This is a genomic window from Pseudomonas vanderleydeniana (assembly GCF_014268755.2).
In the GTDB taxonomy this organism is placed as follows: Bacteria; Pseudomonadota; Gammaproteobacteria; order Pseudomonadales; family Pseudomonadaceae; genus Aquipseudomonas; species Aquipseudomonas vanderleydeniana.
Map to the genome: position 1 here is coordinate 1,586,035 of NZ_CP077093.1, position 20,669 is coordinate 1,606,703.

Here is a 20,669-nt window from a genome sequence, read left to right on the forward strand (position 1 = left end):
GATTTACACTGTGATCTTTGCCATTCACTTTCAGGAGTTGCTGGATGATCAAGTCACGTGCTGCCGTTGCCTTCGAGGCGAAGAAGCCTCTGGAAATCGTCGAAGTCGATGTCGCCATGCCCAAGGCCGGCGAAGTGCTGTTGCGTGTCGTGGCCACCGGCGTCTGCCACACCGACGCCTACACCCTGTCCGGCGCGGACCCGGAAGGTATCTTCCCGTCGATCCTCGGTCATGAGGGTGGTGCGATTGTCGAAGCCATTGGCGAGGGCGTGACCTCGGTAGCCGTTGGCGACCACGTCATCCCGCTGTACACCCCGGAATGCGGCAAGTGCAAATTCTGCCTGTCGGGCAAGACCAACCTCTGCCAGGCGATCCGGGCGACCCAGGGCAAGGGTCTGATGCCGGACGGCACTTCGCGTTTCTCCTACAAGGGTGAGACGATTTTCCACTACATGGGCACCTCGACCTTCTCCGAATACACCGTCTTGCCGGAAATCTCCGTCGCCAAGATCGCCAAGGACGCGCCGCTGGAGAAGGTCTGCCTGCTGGGCTGTGGCGTCACCACCGGGATCGGTGCGGTGCTCAACACCGCCAAGGTCAAGGCCGGTGATACCGTGGCGATCTTCGGCCTGGGCGGCATCGGCCTGTCGGCGGTGATCGGTGCGGTGAAGGCCAAGGCCGCTCGCATCATCGCCATCGACATCAACCCGGCCAAGTTCGAGATCGCTCGCCAGCTGGGTGCGACCGATTGCGTCAACCCGAAGGATTTCGACCGTCCGATCCAGGAAGTCATCGTCGACATGACCGACGGAGGCGTGGACTTCTCCTTCGAGTGCATCGGCAACGTGCAACTGATGCGTGCGGCGCTGGAGTGCTGCCACAAGGGCTGGGGCGAGTCGGTGATCATCGGCGTGGCCGGTGCTGGCCAGGAAATCGCCACCCGTCCGTTCCAACTGGTGACCGGCCGCGTCTGGCGCGGTTCGGCCTTCGGTGGCGTACGCGGTCGCAGCGAGCTGCCGAGCTATGTCGACATGGCGCAGACGGGTGAAATCCCGCTGGATACCTTCATCACCCACACCATGGGCCTGGAGGACATCAACAAGGCGTTCGACCTGATGCACGAAGGCAAGAGCATCCGTACCGTCATCCACTTCTGATTACCTGGCAGGGGGTGACCACGCTGGCCGTCGGCCGCCCCTTGCAGTACGGAGTTGTGCTTATGTCCCTGGAAAACCTCTCTTGCCAGAAGAGCTTCGGCGGCTGGCATAAACGCTATAAACACCATTCCGATGTGCTCGGTTGCGACATGGTGTTCGCCGTCTATCTGCCACCGCAGGCCGAGCAGGGCGTCAAGCTGCCGGTCCTGTACTGGCTGTCCGGGCTGACCTGCACCGATGAAAACTTCATGCACAAGGCCGGCGCCCAGCGCATGGCTGCGCAACTGGGGTTGATCATCGTGGCGCCGGATACCAGCCCGCGTGGCCCTGAGGTGCCTGGCGATCCCGAGAATGCCTGGGACTTCGGTCTCGGCGCCGGTTTCTACCTGAACGCTACCCAGCAGCCCTGGGCTCGCCACTACCGGATGCACGACTATGTAGTGAATGAGTTGCCGGCGCTGATCGAGGCGCATTTCCCGGCGTCCGACAAGCGCGGGATCAGCGGTCATTCGATGGGCGGCCACGGTGCGCTGGTATGCGCCTTGCGCAATCCGGGGCGCTACCAGTCGTTGTCGGCCTTTGCGCCGATCAGCAATCCGATGGATTGCCCGTGGGGGCAGAAGGCGTTTTCGCGCTACCTGGGCGAAGAACGTTCGCGCTGGCGCGAATGGGATGCCTGCGCCCTGATCAGCGAAGCCAGCGAGAAGCTGCCGATCCTGGTGGACCAGGGCGATCGCGACGACTTCCTGGCCAACCAGCTCAAGCCCGAAGCCCTGCAGCAGGCGGCCAAGCTGGCCGGGCACCCGCTGACCCTGCGCCTGCAGCCGGGCTACGATCACAGCTACTTCTTCATCGCCAGCTTCATCGACGATCATTTGAAACATCACGCTGAAGCTCTTGGCGCAGGTTCTGCACGATAATTGTCTGCGCTCGCTCAGGCTGCGTTAAAAACAGGCTCGGATGCTCATTGACTACAGTCAGGTCGGACGCGACCCCGGCCGGTCGTCGCCTGTTTTTGCCTTGCCTGAGCGTTGCTCGACTAATTCTCGTACTAGAACCTAATGTCGGACAAAATAGGTAGAATCACGCCCTGACTAAATCGGGGCGTTTTTTTATGCGTATTGGCCACGGCTATGATGTTCACCGTTTCGCCGAAGGCGATTTCATCACGCTGGGCGGCGTGCGGATCGCGCACCACCATGGGCTGCTGGCTCACTCCGACGGCGATGTGCTGCTGCACGCCCTGAGCGACGCACTGCTGGGTGCGGCGGCATTGGGTGACATCGGCAAGCATTTTCCCGACACCGACCCGACCTACAAGGGCGCCGACAGCCGCGTGCTGTTGCGTCACGTGATGTCCCTGCTCAAGGATCGGGGCTGGCGGGTCGGCAACGTCGACAACACCATCGTCGCCCAGGCGCCTAAAATGGCCCCGCACATCGAATCGATGCGGGCGCTGATTGCCGAGGATCTTGAAGTTGAGCTGGACCAAGTGAACGTAAAAGCCACCACCACCGAAAAACTTGGCTTCACCGGCCGCGAGGAAGGTATTGCGGTGCATTCCGTCGCCTTGTTGCTGCGCGCATGACCGAACTGGAACTACTGGGCCCCCGTGCCCACGGCGAAGCGCTGGGCACTGCGGTGCTCAAGGCGACTGCGGAAGACTTCCAGGTCGATGAAGTCCTCGATATTCCCCTGTCCGGGGACGGCGAGCACCTGTGGTTGTGGGTCGAGAAACGTGGCCTGAACACCGAGGAGGCGGCCCGTCGCCTGGCCAGGGCCGCTGGTGTGCCGCTGCGCACGGTCAGTTATGCGGGCCTTAAGGATCGCCAGGCCCTGACGCGGCAATGGTTCAGTATCCAGTTGCCCGGCAAGGCCGATCCGGACATGACTGCCGCGCAGAACGACACGCTGCGGATTCTCAAGAGTGCCCGCCACAAGCGCAAGCTGCAGCGCGGTGCCCACTCGGCCAATGGCTTCACCCTGCGTCTGAGTCAATTGGCCGCAGACCGGCAAGGTCTCGAGCAGCGCCTCGAGCAGATCCGCCGCCTGGGCATTCCCAACTACTTCGGCAGCCAGCGTTTCGGCCACCAGGGCGGCAATCTCGGCGAGGCCCGCGACTACGCGGCACGCCAGGCGCTGCCGGAGCAGCGCAATGTGCGTTCGCGACTGCTGTCCACCGCTCGCAGCTATCTGTTCAACCAGGTGCTGGCGGCGCGTGTCGCCGAGGGCAGCTGGAATCGTGCTCAGGTCGGCGACCTGCTGGCCTTCACCGACAGCCGCAGCTTTTTCCCGGCCAATGAAGCCGAATGCCACGACCCGCGCCTGGCGATTCTCGACCTGCACCCGACCGGCCCGCAGTGGGGCGAGGGGCCTTCCCCGGCGGCTGGCGCCACTTTCGAGCTGGAACAGGCCGTCGGCGCGCGTGAAGCGCAGTTGTGCCAGTGGCTGGCGAAGGCGGGAATGGAGCACGAACGTCGCATCCTGCGGCTGCCCATTGGCGGGCTGACGTGGCATTATCCTGCGCTGGACATTCTGCAACTGGAATTCGTCCTGCCGGCCGGATGCTTCGCCACCGCTCTGGTGCGCGAGCTCGTTGATCTGGTGCCGGCGGGACAGACGGACAGCTCATGCGTATTCTGATTTCCAACGACGATGGGGTCTTCGCCCCCGGTCTCGCTGCGCTCCATGCTGCGCTGGCGGACCATGCCGAGTGCCGGGTGATTGCCCCGGACCAGGACAGGAGTGGTACCAGCAGTTCGCTGACCCTCGACCGTCCGCTGCACCCGCACGCCCTGCCCAACGGCTTCATCAGCCTGAACGGCACGCCGACCGATTGCGTGCACCTGGGGGTCAATGGCCTTCTGGGCTACGAGCCGGACATGGTGGTCTCGGGGATCAACCTGGGGGCCAATCTCGGTGATGACGTGCTGTATTCCGGTACGGTCGGCGCGGCACTGGAAGGCCGATTCCTCGGCAGGACCTCGTTCGCCTTCTCGCTTGCCTCGCACCAGGTCGACAACCTGGCGAGCGCGGCACATTTCGCCCGCTTGCTGGTGGAGGCCGAAGCCGGCCTGCAACTGCCACCGCGCACCGTGCTCAATGTCAATGTGCCGAACCTGCCGCTGGAGCATATCCGCGGTATCCGCCTGACCCGCCTGGGGCACCGGGCGCGAGCGGCGGCGCCGATTCGCGAGCTCAATCCGCGCGGCAAGGCCGGCTACTGGATCGCCGCGGCCGGTGATGTCGAGGATGGTGGGCCTGGCACGGATTTCCATGCATTGATGCAGGGCTTCGTTTCGGTCACCCCGCTGCAGTTGGATCGTACCTTCAACGATGCCTTTGCCAATCTCGGTGGTTGGCTGGAGGGGCTTGCCTGATGGCGCGTGAAAACGATTTGCTGCGTGGCGGGATCGGCATGACCTCGCAGAGAACCCGCGAGCGCCTGATCCAGCGGTTGTATGAGGAAGGGTTGTCCAACCCCCAGGTGCTGGAAGTGATCCGGCGTACGCCGCGCCATCTGTTTGTCGACGAGGCCCTGGCCCACCGGGCCTATGAGGACACTGCGCTGCCGATCGGGCACAACCAGACCATTTCCCAGCCGTACATGGTGGCCCGCATGAGCGAGCTGCTGCTGGAGGCGGGGCCGCTGGACAAGGTGCTGGAGATCGGGACCGGTTCCGGCTACCAGACCGCAGTGCTGTCGCAACTGGTCGAGCGGGTCTTCTCGGTCGAGCGGATCAAGGTCTTGCAGGATCGCGCCAAGGAGCGCCTGGTCGCGCTCAACCTGCGCAACGTGGTGTTCCGCTGGGGGGACGGCTGGGAGGGTTGGCCGGCACTGGCACCGTACAACGGCATCATCGTCACCGCGGTCGCCACCGATGTACCACAGGCGTTACTCGACCAGCTGGCTCCGGGCGGACGCCTTGTGATTCCGGTCGGCTCGGGTGAGGTCCAGCAACTGATGTTGATCGTACGTGAGGAACATGGCTTTTCCCGGCATGTTCTCGGCGCAGTCCGTTTCGTTCCATTGCTTAACGGGCCATTGGCCTGAACCCCGTTTGCAGTTGTTCAACAAGTGCGCTGAATTCTGTTTAAGGTTATCGGTCTTAGTGTCGGAACTTGCAGGCGGCGCCCGTTCAAAGTGTGTCGAGTTTCACTACAGAACTGTACAAGCGGCTGGCATATAGCGCTTCACTGTCCGTAAAACTCCAACGGCCAGTTATACTTGCGTCACACTAGCGCCTTTTATGGGCACTCTATATTCATTTCAGACAACATGAAGGGAGCGGCGGGTGAGTCTCACAGTCATTCGGCAGCGTATGGGTAAAACAAGCGTTCAGCGCCTGATGATCGGTCTTGCCCTCAGTGCTTTACTGGCTGGTTGCTCCAGTGCTCCCAAGAACGGCGTGCGCGTCGTCGATCGCAATGGCAATGCGACGGGGGGCGCCAGTGCGGCACCGCAACGGCCGATGACCACCACCGGGCAGCATGTTGTTGTCCGCGGCGATACCTTGTTCTCGATTGCCTTCCGCTACGGCTGGGACTGGAAGGCCCTGGCCGCGCGCAACAATATCCAGGAGCCCTACACCATCCACGTCGGTCAGGCGATTCGCTTCGACAGCCGTTCAAATTCAACACCGGCCGTAGCGACATCGACCACCACGTCGTCCTCTTCCTCGTCCAGCAAGATCACCGTCACCCGGCGTCCGGCGAACTCCAGTGGAACTTCCACCACCACTGCGGCAGCTTCTCCGACAACCACTGCGCCGGCCACGCCAACCCCTCCACCAGGACCCGCACCGAAGGGTTGGGCCTGGCCGGCGAACGGTATTTTGATTGGAAAATTTGCTTCAAACGGTAGTTTGAATAAAGGTATTGATATCGCCGGTGATTTGGGACAGCCTGTTTTAGCTGCGTCTGATGGTTCAGTTGTATACGCCGGGAGTGGACTACGGGGCTACGGCGAACTTGTGATCATCAAGCACAGCGATACCTACGTCAGTGCCTACGGTCATAACCGCAGGCTGTTGGTTCGGGAGGGGCAGCAGGTCAAAGTCGGACAGACAATTGCCGAGATGGGATCAACTGGTACAGACCGGGTGAAACTGCACTTTGAGATTCGCCGCCAGGGCAAACCCGTAGACCCACTGCAATTCCTGCCCCGTCGTTGATCCGTTTTCCAGCCTGTTCTCATGACGTAGTGGGAACAGGTTCCAGCGTTGCCAGGGATAAAGGCGCCGCTTGAGCCTGAGGTCGAACTCACCAAAGGACTATAACAATGGCTCTCAGTAAAGAAGCGCCGGGGTTTGACATCGACGATGAGGTGCTCCTTATGGACTCCGACATTGTCATGGATATGATGCCGGAGGATGAGAATTCTCCACCCCCAGTTCGTGCCAAGACCAAAAATGCTGCCGCTCTCAAGCAGCACAAGTACATTGACTACACCCGGGCCCTGGATGCGACCCAGCTGTATCTCAATGAAATCGGTTTTTCCCCCTTGCTGTCCCCGGAAGAAGAGGTCCATTTTGCGCGTCTGTCGCAAAGCGGCGATCCGGCCGGACGCAAACGCATGATCGAAAGCAACTTGCGCCTGGTGGTGAAAATTGCCCGACGTTACGTCAATCGGGGACTTTCGTTGCTGGACCTGATCGAAGAGGGCAACCTCGGCTTGATCAGGGCGGTCGAGAAATTCGACCCGGAGCGCGGCTTCCGCTTCTCGACCTATGCCACCTGGTGGATCCGCCAGACGATCGAACGGGCGATCATGAATCAGACCCGGACCATCCGTTTGCCGATCCACGTGGTCAAGGAGCTCAACGTCTATTTGCGGGCTGCCCGCGAGTTGACCCAGAAGCTCGACCACGAGCCTTCTCCCGAAGAAATCGCCAACCTGCTGGAAAAACCGGTCGGGGAGGTCAAGCGCATGCTTGGCCTGAACGAGCGGGTGTCCTCGGTGGACGTTTCCCTGGGCCCGGACTCGGACAAGACCCTGCTCGATACCCTGACGGATGACCGGCCAACCGATCCCTGCGAGTTGCTGCAGGACGACGACCTGTCCCAGAGCATCGACCAGTGGCTTTCGGAACTGACCGACAAGCAGCGTGAGGTGGTCGTGCGCCGCTTCGGCCTGCGTGGTCACGAAAGCAGCACGCTGGAGGACGTTGGCCTGGAGATCGGCCTGACCCGTGAGCGGGTACGGCAGATTCAGGTCGAGGGCCTGAAGCGGTTGCGCGAGATCCTGGAGAAGAACGGCTTGTCGAGCGAGTCGCTGTTCCAGTGACTGCCGGGGCCTGAGTGAGCAGGCCCTGGTGGGAATATGACGGCGTACGCAAGACGGTGGGAGCCGGTGGCCCGGCGCCCCGGTTTATCCGCGAAGCTTCTAGTGGCCTCAAGGGCCTCTTCGCGGATAAATCCGGCTCCCACCGGTTATCTGCGGCTACAAAAACTGTTTCCATGGCAGTTGGGCTGCGGCGTCAGGCATCTTTTCTCGCCAGCAGGCTGTAGACGCATGGCAGCACGAACAGCGTAAACAGCGTGCCCACCGACATCCCGGTGGCAATCACCGTACCGATGTCGAAACGACTGACCGCCCCCGCACCGCTGGCCAGGATCAACGGCACCATGCCGAAGACCATCGCCGCCGTCGTCATCAGCACTGGCCGCAGGCGGATCGCCGCAGCTTCTTCCACGGCCTCACGGGCCGACAACCCCCTTTCGTGGCGCAACTGGTTGGCGAACTCGACGATCAGGATCCCGTGCTTGCTGATCAGTCCGATCAGTGTCACCAGGCCCACCTGGGTATAGATGTTCATGCTCGACCAGCCGAGGAACAGCGGTAGCAGCGCCCCGCAGATCGACAACGGTACGGTCACCAGGATCACCAGCGGGTCGCGGAAACTCTCGAATTGCGCCGCCAGTACCAGGAAGATGATTGCCAGGGCCAGGCCGAAGGTCACCCACAGCGCGTTGCCTTCCTGGACGAATTGCCGCGAGGAGCCGGCATAGTCGCTGGCGAACCCCGTTGGCGCCTCTTCGGCGGCAATCTGGCGAATGGTCTCGATGGCGTCTCCCATGCTGACGATAGGCACCCCGGAAACAATCGCCGAGTTCAGTTGCTGGAACTGGTTCAACTGCCGGGGGCGGGCGCGGTCGGATACCGTGATCAGTGTCGACAGGGGCAACAGCTTGCCCTCGCTGTTCTTCACGTAGTAGTTGTTCAGCCAGTCCGGGTTGTCGCGGTAGGCCCGTTCCACCTGGGCGATCACCTTGTAGCTGCGACCCTCGAGGGTAAAACGGTTGATTTCGGCTTCACCGAGCAGCGTCGCCAGGGTCGCCCCCAGGTCCTGCATCGACACCCCCATCTGCGCCGCCTTGCCACGATCGATATCCACCACCACCTCGGGCTTGTCGAAAGCCAGATCGATGTCGAGGAAGGCGAACTTGCCGGACTCCAGGGCGCGCTTCTTGATCCGGTTGGCGACGTCCAGCAGGGCCGTGTAGTCGTTGGGGGTATTGAGCACGTACTGGAACGGCAGGCTCTCGCCGGTGCCGGGCAGCGATGGCAGGTTGAAGCCGAACACCTGCAGCCCGCCGATGCTCGCCAGCTTGCCCTGGACCTCGGGCAGGATCTGCATCTGCGTGCGCCGGCGTTCGTTCCAGGGCTTGAGCAGGAAGCCGCCGATCCCCGACTGCACGCCATTGAAGCCGTTGATCTGGAACGACGAGTAGTACTCGGGAAACTCCTTGAAGATGGTGATGAACTCGTCGGTGTACTTGTTCAGGTAGTTCAGGTTGCTCGGCTGCGGGGCGGTGGCCATCATGAAGATGATGCCCTGGTCCTCGTTGGGCGCCAGCTCCGACTGGGTGAATTTCAGTAGCACGGGGATCAGCCCGAGGATGATCACCGCGAACACTACCACCACCGGCCGCGTATCAAGGGTGCCGTGCAGCAGCGTGCGGTAGCGGCGCTTGAGGCGTTCGAACAGTTGGTCGAGGCGATGCGCCAGGCCTGAAGCATTGGCATCATGGCGCAGCAGCAGGGCGCACATCATCGGTGACAGGGTCAGGGCGACCACGCCGGAAATCACCACCGCGCCGGCCAGGGTCAGGGCGAATTCCTTGAACAGGGCGCCGGTCAGCCCTTGCAGGAAACCGATGGGGGCGTAGACTGCCGCGAGGGTGATGGTCATCGACACCACTGGCAGGGCAATTTCCCGCGCGCCTTCGAGGGCCGCCTCCAGCGGGCTCCTGCCTTCCTCGATATGCCGGTGGATGTTCTCCACCACGACGATCGCATCGTCCACCACCAGGCCGATCGCCAGCACCATCGCCAGCAGGGTCAGCAGGTTGATCGAATACCCCATCAACTGCATGAAGAACAGCACGCCGACCATCGACAGCGGGATGGTGATGACCGGAATCACCACCGAGCGCAGGGCGCCAAGGAACAGGAAGACCACCACGATGACGATCAGTACCGCTTCGAACAGGGTCTTGACCACCTCGTTGATCGAGGCCTGGATGAACAGCGTGGCGTCGTAGGCGATTTCCGCCTTGAGGTTGGTCGGTAACTGGGCCTCCAGCTCCGGCATGATCTTGCGTACTTCCTTGATCACATCCAGCGGGTTGGCGCCGGGGGTGGCCTTGATGCCGATGTAGACCGAGGGCGTACCGCCGAAGGAGCTGACGGTGTCGTAGTTTTCCGCGCCCATTTCGACCCGCGCCACGTCGCCGAGCAACACCCGGCTATCACCGGCGGTCTTGAGAGGGATCGCCGCGAAGGCTTCGGCGGACTTCAGTTCGGTGCTGGCGTTGATACTGGTGACCACGTATTCGCCCTTGACCTCCCCGGCCGCGGACAGAAAGTTGTAGCGGCGCACCGCAGTGGTCACGTCTGCGGCACTGAGGCCGAAGCCGGCCAGCTTCACCGGGTCCAGCCACAGGCGCATGGCGAATACCTGGTTGCCGAGAATCTCCGCCTCGGCCATGCCGGGCAGGGTTGCCAGCTTGGGCTGGATCACTCGCGACAGGTAGTCGGTGATCTGCGGGTTACTCAACTGGTCGCTGAAGAAACTGATGTACATCAGCGCCGAGGCGCCTGCGGCTTCCTTGCTCAGCACCGGATCCTCGGCGTCCTGCGGCAGCTTGTTCTTGACCTCGTTGGCCTTGGCCAACAGCTCGGTGAACAGTCGATCGCTGTTGGAGCCGATCCGTGCATAGATCGAGATCACCGAGAAGTTCTGCCGACTGACCGAGGTCATGTAGTCGATGCCTTCGGCACTCGCCAGGCTCTGTTGCAACGGCTGGGTGATGTAGCCCTGGATGGTTTCGGCGTTGGCCCCGGGGTAGGCGGTGGTCACCGTGATCAGGGCGTTTTCCATCTGCGGATACTGGCGCAGGGGCAGTTTGCTGTAGGCCTGGAAGCCCAGCAGGAGAATCAGCAGGCTGACCACGCAGGCCAGCACCGGACGGCGGATGAACGGATCGGTAAAGGCCATGATCGACTCCCTGATCAGTTCGCGTGGGGGGCTGGGGACGTCGTGGGAGCCATCTTGTCCGGACTGATGGCGATGTGTGCGCCATTGTCCAGCTTCAACTGGCCACCGCTGACCACCTGCTCGCCATCCTTGAGCCCATCGATGACCTTGACCAGCCCGTCGCGCCGCTCGGCAGTCTTGATGAAGCGCCGTTCGGCCATCAGTTGCGGCTTGCCGTCGGGCTCCTTGAGCACGCTGCCATCTTCGGCCTTCTTCTCGGCCACGACATACACCGAGTTGCCGTAGAGGGTGTAGGTAACGGCGCTTTCCGGTATCACCACGAAGGGCTGCGGGTTCGGCAGCAGCACCTGGAGGTTGGCGAACATGCCCGGCAGCAGCTTGCCGTCGGGATTGGCCAGGGTCGCACGCACCAGCACGTTGCGGGTGGTTTCATCGACCTTCGGGTTGATGGCGCTGAGGGTGCCCGGGAAGACTTCCTGGCCATAGGCGGCGACGCCCAGTTGCACTGGCTGTCCGACCGCCAGCCTGGGCACGAACTGTTCGGGCAGGTAGAAGTCGACGTAGAGGCTGCTCAGGTCCTGCAGGGTGGCGATCACCGTGCCGCTGGCGAGATAGTCGCCGACATCCACCTGGCGGATGCCGATGGTGCCGTTGAACGGTGCAAGGATCTTCTTCTTGGCCAGGGCGGCCTTGAGCTGGTTGACCGTGGCCCGGTCCTTTTGCCGGACGGCCGAGAGTCGGTCGAATTCGCCCTTGGAGATCGCCTGGCTGCCTACCAGCTTGGCGCCGCGCCCGTAGTCCAGTTCCGCCAACCCGAGGTCGGCCTGGGCGGTTTCCAGCTGGGCGCTTTCGACATCGCTGTCCAGTTGCAGCAGCGGTTGTCCGGCCTTGACCTTCTGCCCGGATTCAAATTGCAGGGCTTTGACCGTACCGGCGACCTCCAGGCTCAAGTCGACGCCCTGCAGGGCCTTGAGCGTGCCGACCGTGGGCAGCCGCTCCTGCCAGGGCCTGGCGCTCGCGGTGACGGCTGGAACCTGGATGGCGGGCTTGGGTGCGGAGTAGACCTGGATCTGCCTGTAGATCGAGAAAGCCTTGTAGCCGGCGAGTGCCAGCACGGCCAGGAGGACGAGACCCAACATGATCAGCATGCGGCGACGCAGCATATTCCAGTTCCTTGGAGACGAGGCTAACGGAAGGTCGAACTGCCGCCTTGCACGATAACTCCCGCACGCAGGCGTCGCCTTGAAGCTATTTGTCAGCAGATACTAAGCCAATGGCGTGAGTTTAGACGAAGGTCCGGTCAGTGTGGGGGAGGGTTTACCGGGCCCCGTTCGCGGGCAAGCCACGCTCCTACAGGCTACAGCGCAAACTTGTAGGAGCGCGGCTTGCCCGCGAACAGGGTCTATCGGCCCTACACCAGGTGCAGGTGGTTGTCCCAGAGCCCCGCAGGCAGGTCCAGGGGTTTTGCTGTCAGCTCCTTCTGACGGCAATCATAGAAACGACAGCGGCCTTGGCCAGAGGTGACCACGAAGCCGTCGGCGACCGCGCCAACGCCAGCGCAGTCGGGAAGATGAGCGTCCAGGCGCAGCTGGCCGCTGTCCAGTTCCCAGATGAAGAAGCGGTTGCCCCGTGGCGCGGTCAATGCGACCAGGCGCAGATCGCTGTGCACCGCAACGCTGGCGGTGTAGTGCCCCATGGCCTGCAACTGCTGCTCGGCCACGGGGAAGGCCACGAACGGCTGGCCGGGACGCTTGATCGCCAGCAGCTCGGACGACTCGTGGGCGGGGCCCATGAACTGCTGGCCGGCGACAATGGTGCCGTCGCTGGCCACGCCGAGGTGGCGCACGCTGTTCATCTGCTGGGCCAGGGTCTCCTTGCTCAGCAGGGTGCCGTCGCGCCGCATCAACACCAGGCTGGGCTCCATGGCGTCGAGGTTCATCTCCACCCGGCTCTCGGCTTCGGTGCGGATGCCACCGTTGGCGACGATCAGCGTTTCGCCGTCGGGCATCCACGAGACCTGGTGCGGGCCGATACCGTGGGTAGGGATCTCGCCACTGTGGACCAGGCGCTCGCCCTCGAACCGGTAGACTCCGAGCAGGCCTCGCCCGGGATCGCGGGTGTCGTTCTCGGTGGTGTACAGCCAGTCGCCGTCCTTGTGGATCACCGCATGGCCGTAGAAGTGCCGGTTCGGCTGCGACGCGATGGTCTGCAGCAGACGCCCGTCGCGCAGGTCGATCAGGTAGCTCTCGGTGCCGGGGCGGCGGGCGATGAACACTGCCAGCGGTAGCGTCGGGTGGTTGATGATGTCGTGGCAACGCTGGTTGACCCGGGTCGCGAAGACCTGTTTGCCATCCAGTCGATAACCCACGGCGTAGTGCCCGCCTTCGCCATCGTCACGGGCCGAGAGCAGCAGCGGGCTGTGGTCCTTGTGTCGGAACAGGGTCCAGCCGCCCAGCGTGATCGCGCTGAGCAGCAGGCTACCCAAGGTCAGGGCCTGGCGTCGCAACATCATCAGTCACCGTCGTTGGCATTGAAGCCTAGTTGGATGCCCAGCGCCTTTGCCAGTTCGCCTTCGTGCAGGCGATGGACGACGTTGAGGCTGTCATAGAGATCGTTGAGCTGCTGGCGTCCGGCATCGTCGCCGAGCATTTCGGTCAGCGAGCGCTGGTTGCTGGCGAACAGTTTCAGCGATGCTGCGTAGGCGGCGTCGATTTTGTCGGCCAGCGGCTTCTGTTCGGCGGGCAGCAAGCCGCGCAGGCCCTTGTTGTCGACCCCGACCCAGACGGTGCGGGCGGCTGCCAGGCTGGCTTCCAGGCCCTGTAGCGACGACTGGCTGCGCCAGGCGTCGGCCTGGAACGGTTGGGCGATGCCCTTGGCCTGGCGGCCCATCGGCGTGCCGAGTTTTTTCTTCAGGGTATCCAGTGCCGTGACCTGGACCCGCAGCAGGTCGGCGATGGCCTCGTGGGAGTCGGCGTAGCGCTGGTTCGGGAACTTGCTCATTTGCGCGAGCATGCCGTCGTTGGTGTTCCAGCGCGACAGGATCTCTTCGGCCAGGTTCTTCTGGCGCTCGCCGATGGCGGTCAGCAGTGGGCAGTAGCGGGCTTTCTGCGTGCTGTCGGCCATGTCGATCTTGCTGTCGAACAGGATGTATTCGTAGGCCGACAGGCCCTGGACGACCACGCTGGACTTGGCCAGGGCCGTGGCATCGATCTGTGGCTGGGCGGTGACCAGTTGTTCGACCTGGCGGCCGACGAGGTTCTTCTTGTCCGGCCAGAACTGCACCTGCCAGGAACGGTTGCCTTCGGCCAGCGGCCCGATCAGCAAGGGCTGCAGTTCGGCCCAGGCCTTCTGGGCGTGGAGGAAGTCGGCGCGGGCGGTGTCCAGGCTGGCCTTGCCTTCGCAGAAGGCCAGGGCGCTGATCGCCAGCTGGCGGTCGGCCTCGACCCAGCGGTTGTAGGTCGGCAGGATCACCTGTTTGGCGATGGCGGCCGAGGTGATGGCCTGTGGATCCTGGGGTGAGCAGGCACCGAGGGCGAGCGCGGCGAGGCTGGTGAACAACAGTTTGGGGCGGAACATGTCCAGGTCCTCTGATTGAAGGAGTTCTTATAGCGAATTCAGGAAAGCCAGCAACGCGGCGCGCTGCTCGGCATTGAACGACAACACCCGCTGTTGCGCCGGCAACGCCTCGCCGCCGTGCCAGAGCACGGCTTCGAGCAGATTGCGGGCGCGGCCGTCATGCAGGAACTGGGTATGGCCGCTGACCGTTCGGGTCAGGCCGATGCCCCACAGCGGTGGAGTACGCCAATCGCTGCCGCTGGCGAGGAATTCGGTGCGGTTGTCCGCCAGGCCAGGGCCCATGTCATGCAGCAGCAGATCGCTGTAGGGGCGGATCACCTGGCCGGCCAGCTCGGGTTCGGGGGCATTGGCCGAGGTCGTGAACTGCGGGGTGTGGCAATTCTGGCAACCGGCCTGGTGGAACAGGTTCTTGCCGGCCAGTACTTGCTGTGCGCCGACATCGCGGCGCGCCGGGACTGCGAGGTTGCGGGTGTAGAACAGCACCAGGCGCAGGATGTTGTCGCTGACTTCCTGTTCGCCGTCGGCGCCATTGCCGTTGGGGGCATTACGGCAAGCCGTCTGGCTTGGGGTGCAGTCATCGAAGGGCCTCAGTGTCGTGGTGAGGCCCATGTCACCAGAAAATGCGTGAACGTTTTGTTGGTTGAGATTGGGCTGCCCGGCTTTCCAGCCAAAGCGGCCGAGCACGGTCTTGCCCTGGGCGTCGTCCCAGACCCGGTTGGGACGGCCGGCGATCCCATCGGGTTGGCGCGCCTTCGCGTTGGCAAGAATCGCCCCTTCGGGAATGGCTTCCAGCAGGCCGAGGCCGATCATCGGCGGGGCGACCCGGGCGGAAAAGCGCGTGTCCGGATGCATCGGGCCGTAGCCCAGCTGGCTGATCAGCAGGCGTGGCTTGCGCAGCTCGACTTCGGTGCCGTCCTTGAAGCGTACCGGCAGCGGATCATATTCGACCCGCACCTTGCCTTCCGGCGCCACGCCGGGAATGGCCATGTCCTGCAACTGTCCGCCATAGACCGGCTCGGGCACCACGCCCTGCTGCTCGATCTGCTTCGCATGGGCCGGGCTGTCGGGGATCGACAGGCGCACCAGCATCGATACGGCGTTATCCGAGTCCGCTTCCGGCGGGTGCCCGCGACCGTCCCTGACGTGGCAGTTCTGGCAGGCGTTGGTGTTGAACAACGGGCCCAGGCCATCCCGGGCAGTGGTGGTCGAAGGGGCGATCACCCAGGGGCTGCGAAAGAAACTGTTGCCGACGCTGAAGTCCAGGCGGCGGCTTGGTGAAAGATTGGCGGCCGGTGCCGAAAAGGCACTGCGATCGCTCCTGTTCACCGTGGTCTCGCCGCCGGAGCGTGCCTCGCCGGGCTCGGGCGCGGTAAAGCGCGCAGCGTCATCGCAGGCACTCAGAAGCAGAGCCAGGAGTAACGACGACAGGCGAAGCGGTGATGAAGGCATGGGCATGGAAACAGGGTTCGGGACAGGGCGCGAATCTTATCGGGCCGGGGCTGGGCAAGCGTTTGCCCAGATCAGTAAATATGGTGCTGAGCCAGTCGTTATCTGTAACGGGACCGCCTGTTCGCGGCTGGTCGGTTCGCTTGTGGCGAGTGGGCTTGCCCACGCTCGGCTGCAACGCAGCCGTAAATCGGTTATCGCGTTCTTCCTGATGCAGCGCGATCTTCGATACTGGGGCCGCAAGGCGGCCCAGCGTGGGCAAGCCCACTCACCACAGGGATATCCGTCTACAGGGGCCGTCCCTCTGTTCAAGAGGGACGGCCTGGCTGGTGATCAGAACTCGTGGTCGGCGTTGTCCGGGTTCAGGTCGCTGATACCCAGCTTGGCGGCAGCCTGTTCGATCGAGCCGGTCTGCTTGACCAGCGCGGCGATGGCGTCGCGCACGATCTTGTTGCCCGCGTCGTTGCCGGCAGCGATCAACTGGTCGTAGTGTTCGCCCTTGTTGGCGTGGTCGACCATGACCTGGATCTTCGCTTCGGTGCTTTGCAGGTCGTTCCTGAGCGCGGTGTCGGCGGCCGGGTCGACCTTCGCCACCAGCGACGACAGGCTCGGGCCGGTCAGCTTGGTGCCGTCGGTGCGGGTGTACTCGCCCAGGTAGACGTTGCGGATGCCCTTGGCATCGTAGAAGTGCGAGTTGTGGGTGTTGTCGCTGAAGCAGTCCTGTTCGTCTTCCGGCGAGTTGGCTTCCAGGGACACTTTCATCCGCTCGCCCGCCAGTTCGCCGAGCGACAGGCTGCCCATGCCGAACAGCATCTTGCGCAGGCCGCTTTCGGCTGGCTCGGCTTCCAGGCTGGCGCGGTAGTTGTCGGCCACGTTCGGCTTCCAGTTGCCGACCATTTCCTCCAGGTCGCTGACCAGCAGTTGGGTCACCGCCTTCAGGTAGGCGCGGCGGCGATCGTTGTGGCCACCGGTGGCGCCGGCGCCCTCGAGGTAGTCCGACGCCGGACGGTTGCCGGCACCCGGGCCGGTACCGTTGAGGTCCTGGCCCCAGAGCAGGAATTCGATGGCATGGTAGCCGGTGGCGACGTTGGCTTCGGAACCGCCCAGCTCGTTCAGGCTGGCGAGTTTTTCCGGGGTGATTTCGGTGACATCGACCTTGTCTTCGCCAACCTGGACCTGCTTGTTGGCGATGATGTTGGCGCTGGCAGCCGGGTTGCCCAGGGCGTGCTCGTAGGAGGCGTCGACGTAGTCGATCAGGCCTTCGTCCAGCGGCCAGGCGTTCACTTGGCCCTCCCAGTCGTCGATGATGGTGTTGCCGAAGCGGAACACCTCACTCTGCAGGTAAGGTACGCGCGCCGCTACCCAGGCAGCCTTGGCGGCCTTGAGGGTGTCGTCGTTCGGCTTGGCGAGGAAGGCGTCGATGGCCTGTTGCAGGGTCTTCGCGGTGGATTCGGCGTCGCTGTATACGGCGAAGACCATGTCGGCGTAGTGCGCGACCACAGCCTTGCCGGCGGCCTCGTCAACCTTGCCGGCAGCGTCGCTGGCAGGCGTGGCCGGAGCGCTGGCGGCTGGTGTCGGCGCGGCGGCTGCGGTTTTTTCCTTGTCCTTGTCGCCACAGCCGGCGAGGGCGATGGCAAGGGCCAACAGGCTGGCGGTGGCCAGAGGCATGCGAATCATGGCGAGTATCCTGCTTCGAGAGGGTGGACGAGTGCGCGCGGGGATGCGCAAAACCGGCACATAATGCGAAAGATATGCATTTTGTGTAAAGGACTAGTCGTTGAAATATTTACTAATAATCTGTTGATTGATTACTGTTTGATATATGCGTAAGGCGGCGATTACTGGAGTATCGCCGTGTTGCTGCGTTGGGACTGTTTGAGGTAGGCACCCAGTTCGCGGGCCGGCAGGGGCTTGCTGTAGTAATAGCCCTGGCCCTCGTGGCAGCCCTCGGAAATGATGTAGGCCTCCTGCTCGACGGTTTCCACGCCTTCGGCGATCACCTGCATGCCGAGACTCTTGCCCAGTTGGATGATCGCCCGCACGATGGTCGCATCGTCATCATCCTCCAGCAGGTCCTGGACAAAGCTCTTGTCGATCTTGATCTTGTCCAGCGGCAGGCTCTTGAGATAGCTCAGCGACGAATAGCCGGTACCGAAGTCGTCGATGGCGATCAGCGCGCCGGAGCGGCGCAGGCTGAGCAGGTGCTGGGCAGCCGTGCTGATGTCTTCCATCAGGCCGGTTTCGGTGACTTCCAGTTCCAGGCTGCGTGGCGGCAGGCGGTACATCTGCAGCAGGTTGTTGACCACTCGCGGCAGCTCGGCGTGGTGCAGTTGCACGGTCGACAGGTTGACCGCCATGCGCAGGTCGGTGAAGCCCAGGTCGTGCCATTCGCGCAATTGCCGGCAGGCCTGGTCCAGCACCCATTCGCCGATGGCGATGATGGTGCCGTTCTGCTCGGCCAGTGGAATGAACTGGTCCGGTGGCACCAGGCCGTGCTCCGGATGCTGCCAGCGGATCAGCGCCTCGACACCGACCACCCGATGGTCGCGATAGCTGATCTGGGGTTGGTAGACCAGATGGAACTGGTTGCGATTGAGCGCCTCGCGCAGGTCCTTTTCCAGTTCGCGGCGACGGCGCATTTCGCTGTCGACGCTGGCGATGTAGAACTGATAGCGGTTGCGCGAGCGGGTCTTGGCCAGGGTCATGGTCTGTTCGGCTTTCTGCAGCAGCTTCTCGGTGCTGTCGCCATCCTCCGGGAACAGGGTGATGCCGATGGTGGCGCGCAGGCGGATTTCCTGGTGATCGAGGGCGAAGGGTGCCTCCAGGTCGTCGAGAATGCTCTGCGCCAGCTCGGCGGCCTCGTAGGGCTGTTCGATGTCGGCCTGGACCAGGGCAAACTGATCGCCACCCAGGCGGGCCAGGGCGCCGAGGCGGCCGCTGTGGGCACGCAGGCGGTCGGCCAGGGCCAGCAGCAACTGGTCACCGGTCTGGTAGCTGAACTGTTCGTTGATGCCCTTGAAGTCATCGAGGCCGACCACCAACACCGCGACCCGGCGCTGCAGGCGCCCGGCGTCGATCAGGATCTTGTCCAACTGCTGCTGCAACTGCAGGCGGTTGGGCAGGCCGGTGAGGAAGTCGTACTGGGACATGCGCAGCAGGCTGTTTTCCGCCTCGTGGCGCAGATGGGTATTGCGCTCGATCGAGGCCAGCAACTGGTTGGCAGTATTGATCCAGATTCCCAGTTCGTTGGTTTCGTGGCCCTTGAGCAGGGGCAGCTGGTTCGCCGCCGGGCGATCCGGATTGATATTGGTCAGGTGGTCGATGATCCGCGACAGCGGCTTGGTCAGCAGCCAGTGGTAGACCAGGTACAGCACCAGGCCCATGAGCAGCGCTCGTAATACCCCGGAAATGAAGATGATCACCGAGCTGACGATGAAGCCCTGGCCGTAGGTCGCGGTGTCGAGGGTGATGCTCAGGTCGCCGTAGTACTCGCTGTAGGGACCACGGCCGACCAGTTGAGTGGTAAAGGTGCGTTCCTGGCCGAGAATCAGGTCGGTGAGCCAGCGGCTGGAAGAGGTCTGCAGGTCGCGGGATTTTTCCGCGAGCATGGTTTCGTTGGGATGGCCGATGGAGGCCATGCGCACGGACTTGTCCTGGAACAGGCCTTCGATCACCTGCATGCCCATTTCCCGGTCGAGGCTGTAGACGGCCTGGGTCGAGGGGTCGCGGAACATGTCGAGGATCCGCTGGGCGTCGCTGGCGACGGCCTGGCGGGTCTTGTAGGCGTCAAACACGATTTGTGCACAGCTCAGTACCACGCCGACGATCAATGCCGACAGCAGTACGACCCGGAGCAACTTCACCGACAAGCTGTTCTTGAGTTCCAGCTTCAAAGGGCTATTCCTTGTTCCGTGCGGGTAGCATCAAGTTGCCATGAGTATTGGCAATCCGGCTCCGGCAGTCAAAGGGACAATGCGACTGGGGATGATCGGTACGTATGCCTGGCCAAAACGCGGTTTTTCGTCCCTTGCGGTTCATTAGGTACTGTGTCGGTAGGGTAGTCGCCTAACTTGAGGGCCCATCCTTCAATTTAGCTGATCTGGCGGGAACTGGCGTAAACGTTTCAGCGATCGGCGCGTGGGCTTTCCATTTGCCGGGCACGACTGTACGAATGGCCGGGCATAAAAAAACCCGGCAAGGCCGGGTTCTTCTTCAAGCTGGGCTTGAGTCTCAAGCGGTGAAGGTCTTGCCTTCGAACTGCTCGGCGACGAATTTCCAGTTCACCAGGTTCCAGAACGCCTCGACATACTTTGGACGCACGTTGCGGTAGTCGATGTAGTAGGCGTGTTCCCAGACGTCGCAGGTCAGCAGCGGGGTGTCGCCGCTGGTCAGCGGGTTGCCGGCGCCGATGGTGCTGGCCAGTGCCAGGGAACCGTCAGCTTTCTTCACCAGCCAGCCCCAGCCGGAACCGAAGGTACCGACGGAAGTCTTGGTGAACTCTTCCTTGAACTTCTCGAACGAGCCGAAGGAAGCGTTGATCGCGTCGGCCAGGGCACCGGTAGGTTGACCGCCAGCGTTTGGCGCCAGGCAGTTCCAGTAGAAGGTGTGGTTCCAGACTTGAGCGGCGTTGTTGAAGATGCCACCGGAGGAAGTCTTGACGATTTCTTCCAGGGTCTTGCCTTCGAACTCGGTACCTGGGACCAGGTTGTTCAGGTTCACGACATAGGTGTTGTGGTGCTTGTCGTGGTGGAACTCCAGGGTTTCCTTGGAGATGTGCGGCTGCAGGGCATCGTGTGCGTAGGGCAGCGGCGGCAATTCGAAAGCCATGGTTATTCTCCTAATCAGGTCAGTTGCGGGGAGCGCAAGGCCGATCACGGGCGGCCCGACAATGCGCCGTGGAGTTTGTACTCCTTGAGGCGCAGGTCTTCGATCATAGCACCGGGGTTGCGGCTTAACCACGCAACAACTGTGTGGAATAGAGGTTCCA

16 protein-coding genes are annotated in these 20,669 nt (G+C 62.8%); 8 read left to right on the forward strand and 8 right to left on the reverse strand.

What is annotated here, in order from left to right:
- Positions 1-44 precede the first annotated feature (44 nt).
- The 8 genes from HU752_RS07040 to rpoS all read left to right on the forward strand — a co-directional run bounded on the left by HU752_RS07040 (position 45) and on the right by rpoS (position 7,443).
- The gene (locus HU752_RS07040) at positions 45-1,157 is read left to right on the forward strand and encodes an S-(hydroxymethyl)glutathione dehydrogenase/class III alcohol dehydrogenase (RefSeq protein WP_186682086.1); all 1,113 of its coding nucleotides are present in this window, start codon (positions 45-47) and stop codon (positions 1,155-1,157) included.
- Between the two features lie 56 nt (positions 1,158-1,213).
- Entirely contained in the window at positions 1,214-2,077 is an 864-nt protein-coding gene (fghA, locus tag HU752_RS07045) for an S-formylglutathione hydrolase (protein ID WP_186682084.1), read from the forward strand.
- A gap of 194 nt (positions 2,078-2,271) precedes the next feature.
- Positions 2,272-2,745, forward strand: a complete 474-nt coding sequence (gene ispF / locus HU752_RS07050) for a 2-C-methyl-D-erythritol 2,4-cyclodiphosphate synthase (protein WP_186682082.1) — start codon at positions 2,272-2,274, stop codon at positions 2,743-2,745.
- On the forward strand, positions 2,742-3,800 hold the full coding sequence (truD, locus tag HU752_RS07055; protein WP_186682080.1) for a tRNA pseudouridine(13) synthase TruD: 1,059 nt from the start codon (positions 2,742-2,744) through the stop codon (positions 3,798-3,800). Before ispF ends, truD begins: the two co-directional genes overlap by 4 nt.
- Positions 3,788-4,537 carry a 5'/3'-nucleotidase SurE gene (surE, locus tag HU752_RS07060; protein ID WP_186682078.1) on the forward strand — a complete coding sequence of 250 codons (750 nt, stop codon included), beginning with the start codon at positions 3,788-3,790 and terminating at the stop codon, positions 4,535-4,537. Before truD ends, surE begins: the two co-directional genes overlap by 13 nt.
- 38 nt (positions 4,538-4,575) lie before the next feature.
- A complete protein-coding gene (locus HU752_RS07065) occupies positions 4,576-5,211 on the forward strand; it encodes a protein-L-isoaspartate(D-aspartate) O-methyltransferase (protein ID WP_186682174.1) in 636 nt (211 codons plus the stop codon).
- Between the two features lie 241 nt (positions 5,212-5,452).
- Positions 5,453-6,331 carry a peptidoglycan DD-metalloendopeptidase family protein gene (locus HU752_RS07070; RefSeq protein ID WP_186682076.1) on the forward strand — a complete coding sequence of 293 codons (879 nt, stop codon included), beginning with the start codon at positions 5,453-5,455 and terminating at the stop codon, positions 6,329-6,331.
- Positions 6,332-6,438: 107 nt separating this feature from the next.
- Positions 6,439-7,443, forward strand: a complete 1,005-nt coding sequence (gene rpoS / locus HU752_RS07075; protein WP_186682073.1) for an RNA polymerase sigma factor RpoS — start codon at positions 6,439-6,441, stop codon at positions 7,441-7,443.
- 193 nt (positions 7,444-7,636) lie between these two features.
- On the opposite strand, the gene HU752_RS07080 is transcribed toward rpoS, so the two are convergent.
- From HU752_RS07080 to HU752_RS07115, 8 genes are all read right to left on the reverse strand, one after another.
- Positions 7,637-10,660 carry a multidrug efflux RND transporter permease subunit gene (locus HU752_RS07080; RefSeq protein WP_186682071.1) on the reverse strand — a complete coding sequence of 1,008 codons (3,024 nt, stop codon included), beginning with the start codon at positions 10,658-10,660 and terminating at the stop codon, positions 7,637-7,639.
- A gap of 14 nt (positions 10,661-10,674) precedes the next feature.
- Complete coding sequence (locus HU752_RS07085) at positions 10,675-11,823, reverse strand: efflux RND transporter periplasmic adaptor subunit (RefSeq protein ID WP_186682069.1); 1,149 nt, start codon at positions 11,821-11,823, stop codon at positions 10,675-10,677.
- Positions 11,824-12,071: 248 nt separating this feature from the next.
- Entirely contained in the window at positions 12,072-13,169 is a 1,098-nt protein-coding gene (locus tag HU752_RS07090) for a DUF1513 domain-containing protein (protein ID WP_186682172.1), read from the reverse strand.
- 2 nt (positions 13,170-13,171) lie between these two features.
- Positions 13,172-14,236: an imelysin family protein gene (locus HU752_RS07095; protein WP_186682067.1), complete on the reverse strand. Its 1,065-nt coding sequence runs from the start codon at positions 14,234-14,236 to the stop codon at positions 13,172-13,174.
- 27 nt (positions 14,237-14,263) lie between these two features.
- On the reverse strand, positions 14,264-15,685 hold the full coding sequence (locus HU752_RS07100; RefSeq protein WP_186682065.1) for a di-heme oxidoreductase family protein: 1,422 nt from the start codon (positions 15,683-15,685) through the stop codon (positions 14,264-14,266).
- Between the two features lie 330 nt (positions 15,686-16,015).
- Positions 16,016-17,359, reverse strand: a complete 1,344-nt coding sequence (locus HU752_RS07105) for an imelysin family protein (RefSeq protein ID WP_186682063.1) — start codon at positions 17,357-17,359, stop codon at positions 16,016-16,018.
- 161 nt (positions 17,360-17,520) lie between these two features.
- Complete coding sequence (locus HU752_RS07110; RefSeq protein WP_186682061.1) at positions 17,521-19,575, reverse strand: putative bifunctional diguanylate cyclase/phosphodiesterase; 2,055 nt, start codon at positions 19,573-19,575, stop codon at positions 17,521-17,523.
- Between the two features lie 337 nt (positions 19,576-19,912).
- Positions 19,913-20,509 carry a superoxide dismutase gene (locus HU752_RS07115; RefSeq protein WP_186682059.1) on the reverse strand — a complete coding sequence of 199 codons (597 nt, stop codon included), beginning with the start codon at positions 20,507-20,509 and terminating at the stop codon, positions 19,913-19,915.
- Between the last annotated feature and the right edge of the window lie 160 nt (positions 20,510-20,669).

Coding starts and splice junctions, on each gene's coding strand:
- ispF (WP_186682082.1), top strand. CDS start 2,272: ATGCGTATTGGCCACGGCTATGATGTTCACCGTTTCGCCGAAGGCGAT.
- rpoS (WP_186682073.1), top strand. CDS start 6,439: ATGGCTCTCAGTAAAGAAGCGCCGGGGTTTGACATCGACGATGAGGTG.
- HU752_RS07115 (WP_186682059.1), bottom strand. CDS start 20,509: ATGGCTTTCGAATTGCCGCCGCTGCCCTACGCACACGATGCCCTGCAG.
- HU752_RS07085 (WP_186682069.1), bottom strand. CDS start 11,823: ATGCTGCGTCGCCGCATGCTGATCATGTTGGGTCTCGTCCTCCTGGCC.
- HU752_RS07100 (WP_186682065.1), bottom strand. CDS start 15,685: ATGCCTTCATCACCGCTTCGCCTGTCGTCGTTACTCCTGGCTCTGCTT.
- HU752_RS07040 (WP_186682086.1), top strand. CDS start 45: ATGATCAAGTCACGTGCTGCCGTTGCCTTCGAGGCGAAGAAGCCTCTG.
- HU752_RS07090 (WP_186682172.1), bottom strand. CDS start 13,169: ATGTTGCGACGCCAGGCCCTGACCTTGGGTAGCCTGCTGCTCAGCGCG.
- truD (WP_186682080.1), top strand. CDS start 2,742: ATGACCGAACTGGAACTACTGGGCCCCCGTGCCCACGGCGAAGCGCTG.
- HU752_RS07080 (WP_186682071.1), bottom strand. CDS start 10,660: ATGGCCTTTACCGATCCGTTCATCCGCCGTCCGGTGCTGGCCTGCGTG.
- HU752_RS07065 (WP_186682174.1), top strand. CDS start 4,576: ATGACCTCGCAGAGAACCCGCGAGCGCCTGATCCAGCGGTTGTATGAG.
- HU752_RS07095 (WP_186682067.1), bottom strand. CDS start 14,236: ATGTTCCGCCCCAAACTGTTGTTCACCAGCCTCGCCGCGCTCGCCCTC.
- surE (WP_186682078.1), top strand. CDS start 3,788: ATGCGTATTCTGATTTCCAACGACGATGGGGTCTTCGCCCCCGGTCTC.
- HU752_RS07105 (WP_186682063.1), bottom strand. CDS start 17,359: ATGATTCGCATGCCTCTGGCCACCGCCAGCCTGTTGGCCCTTGCCATC.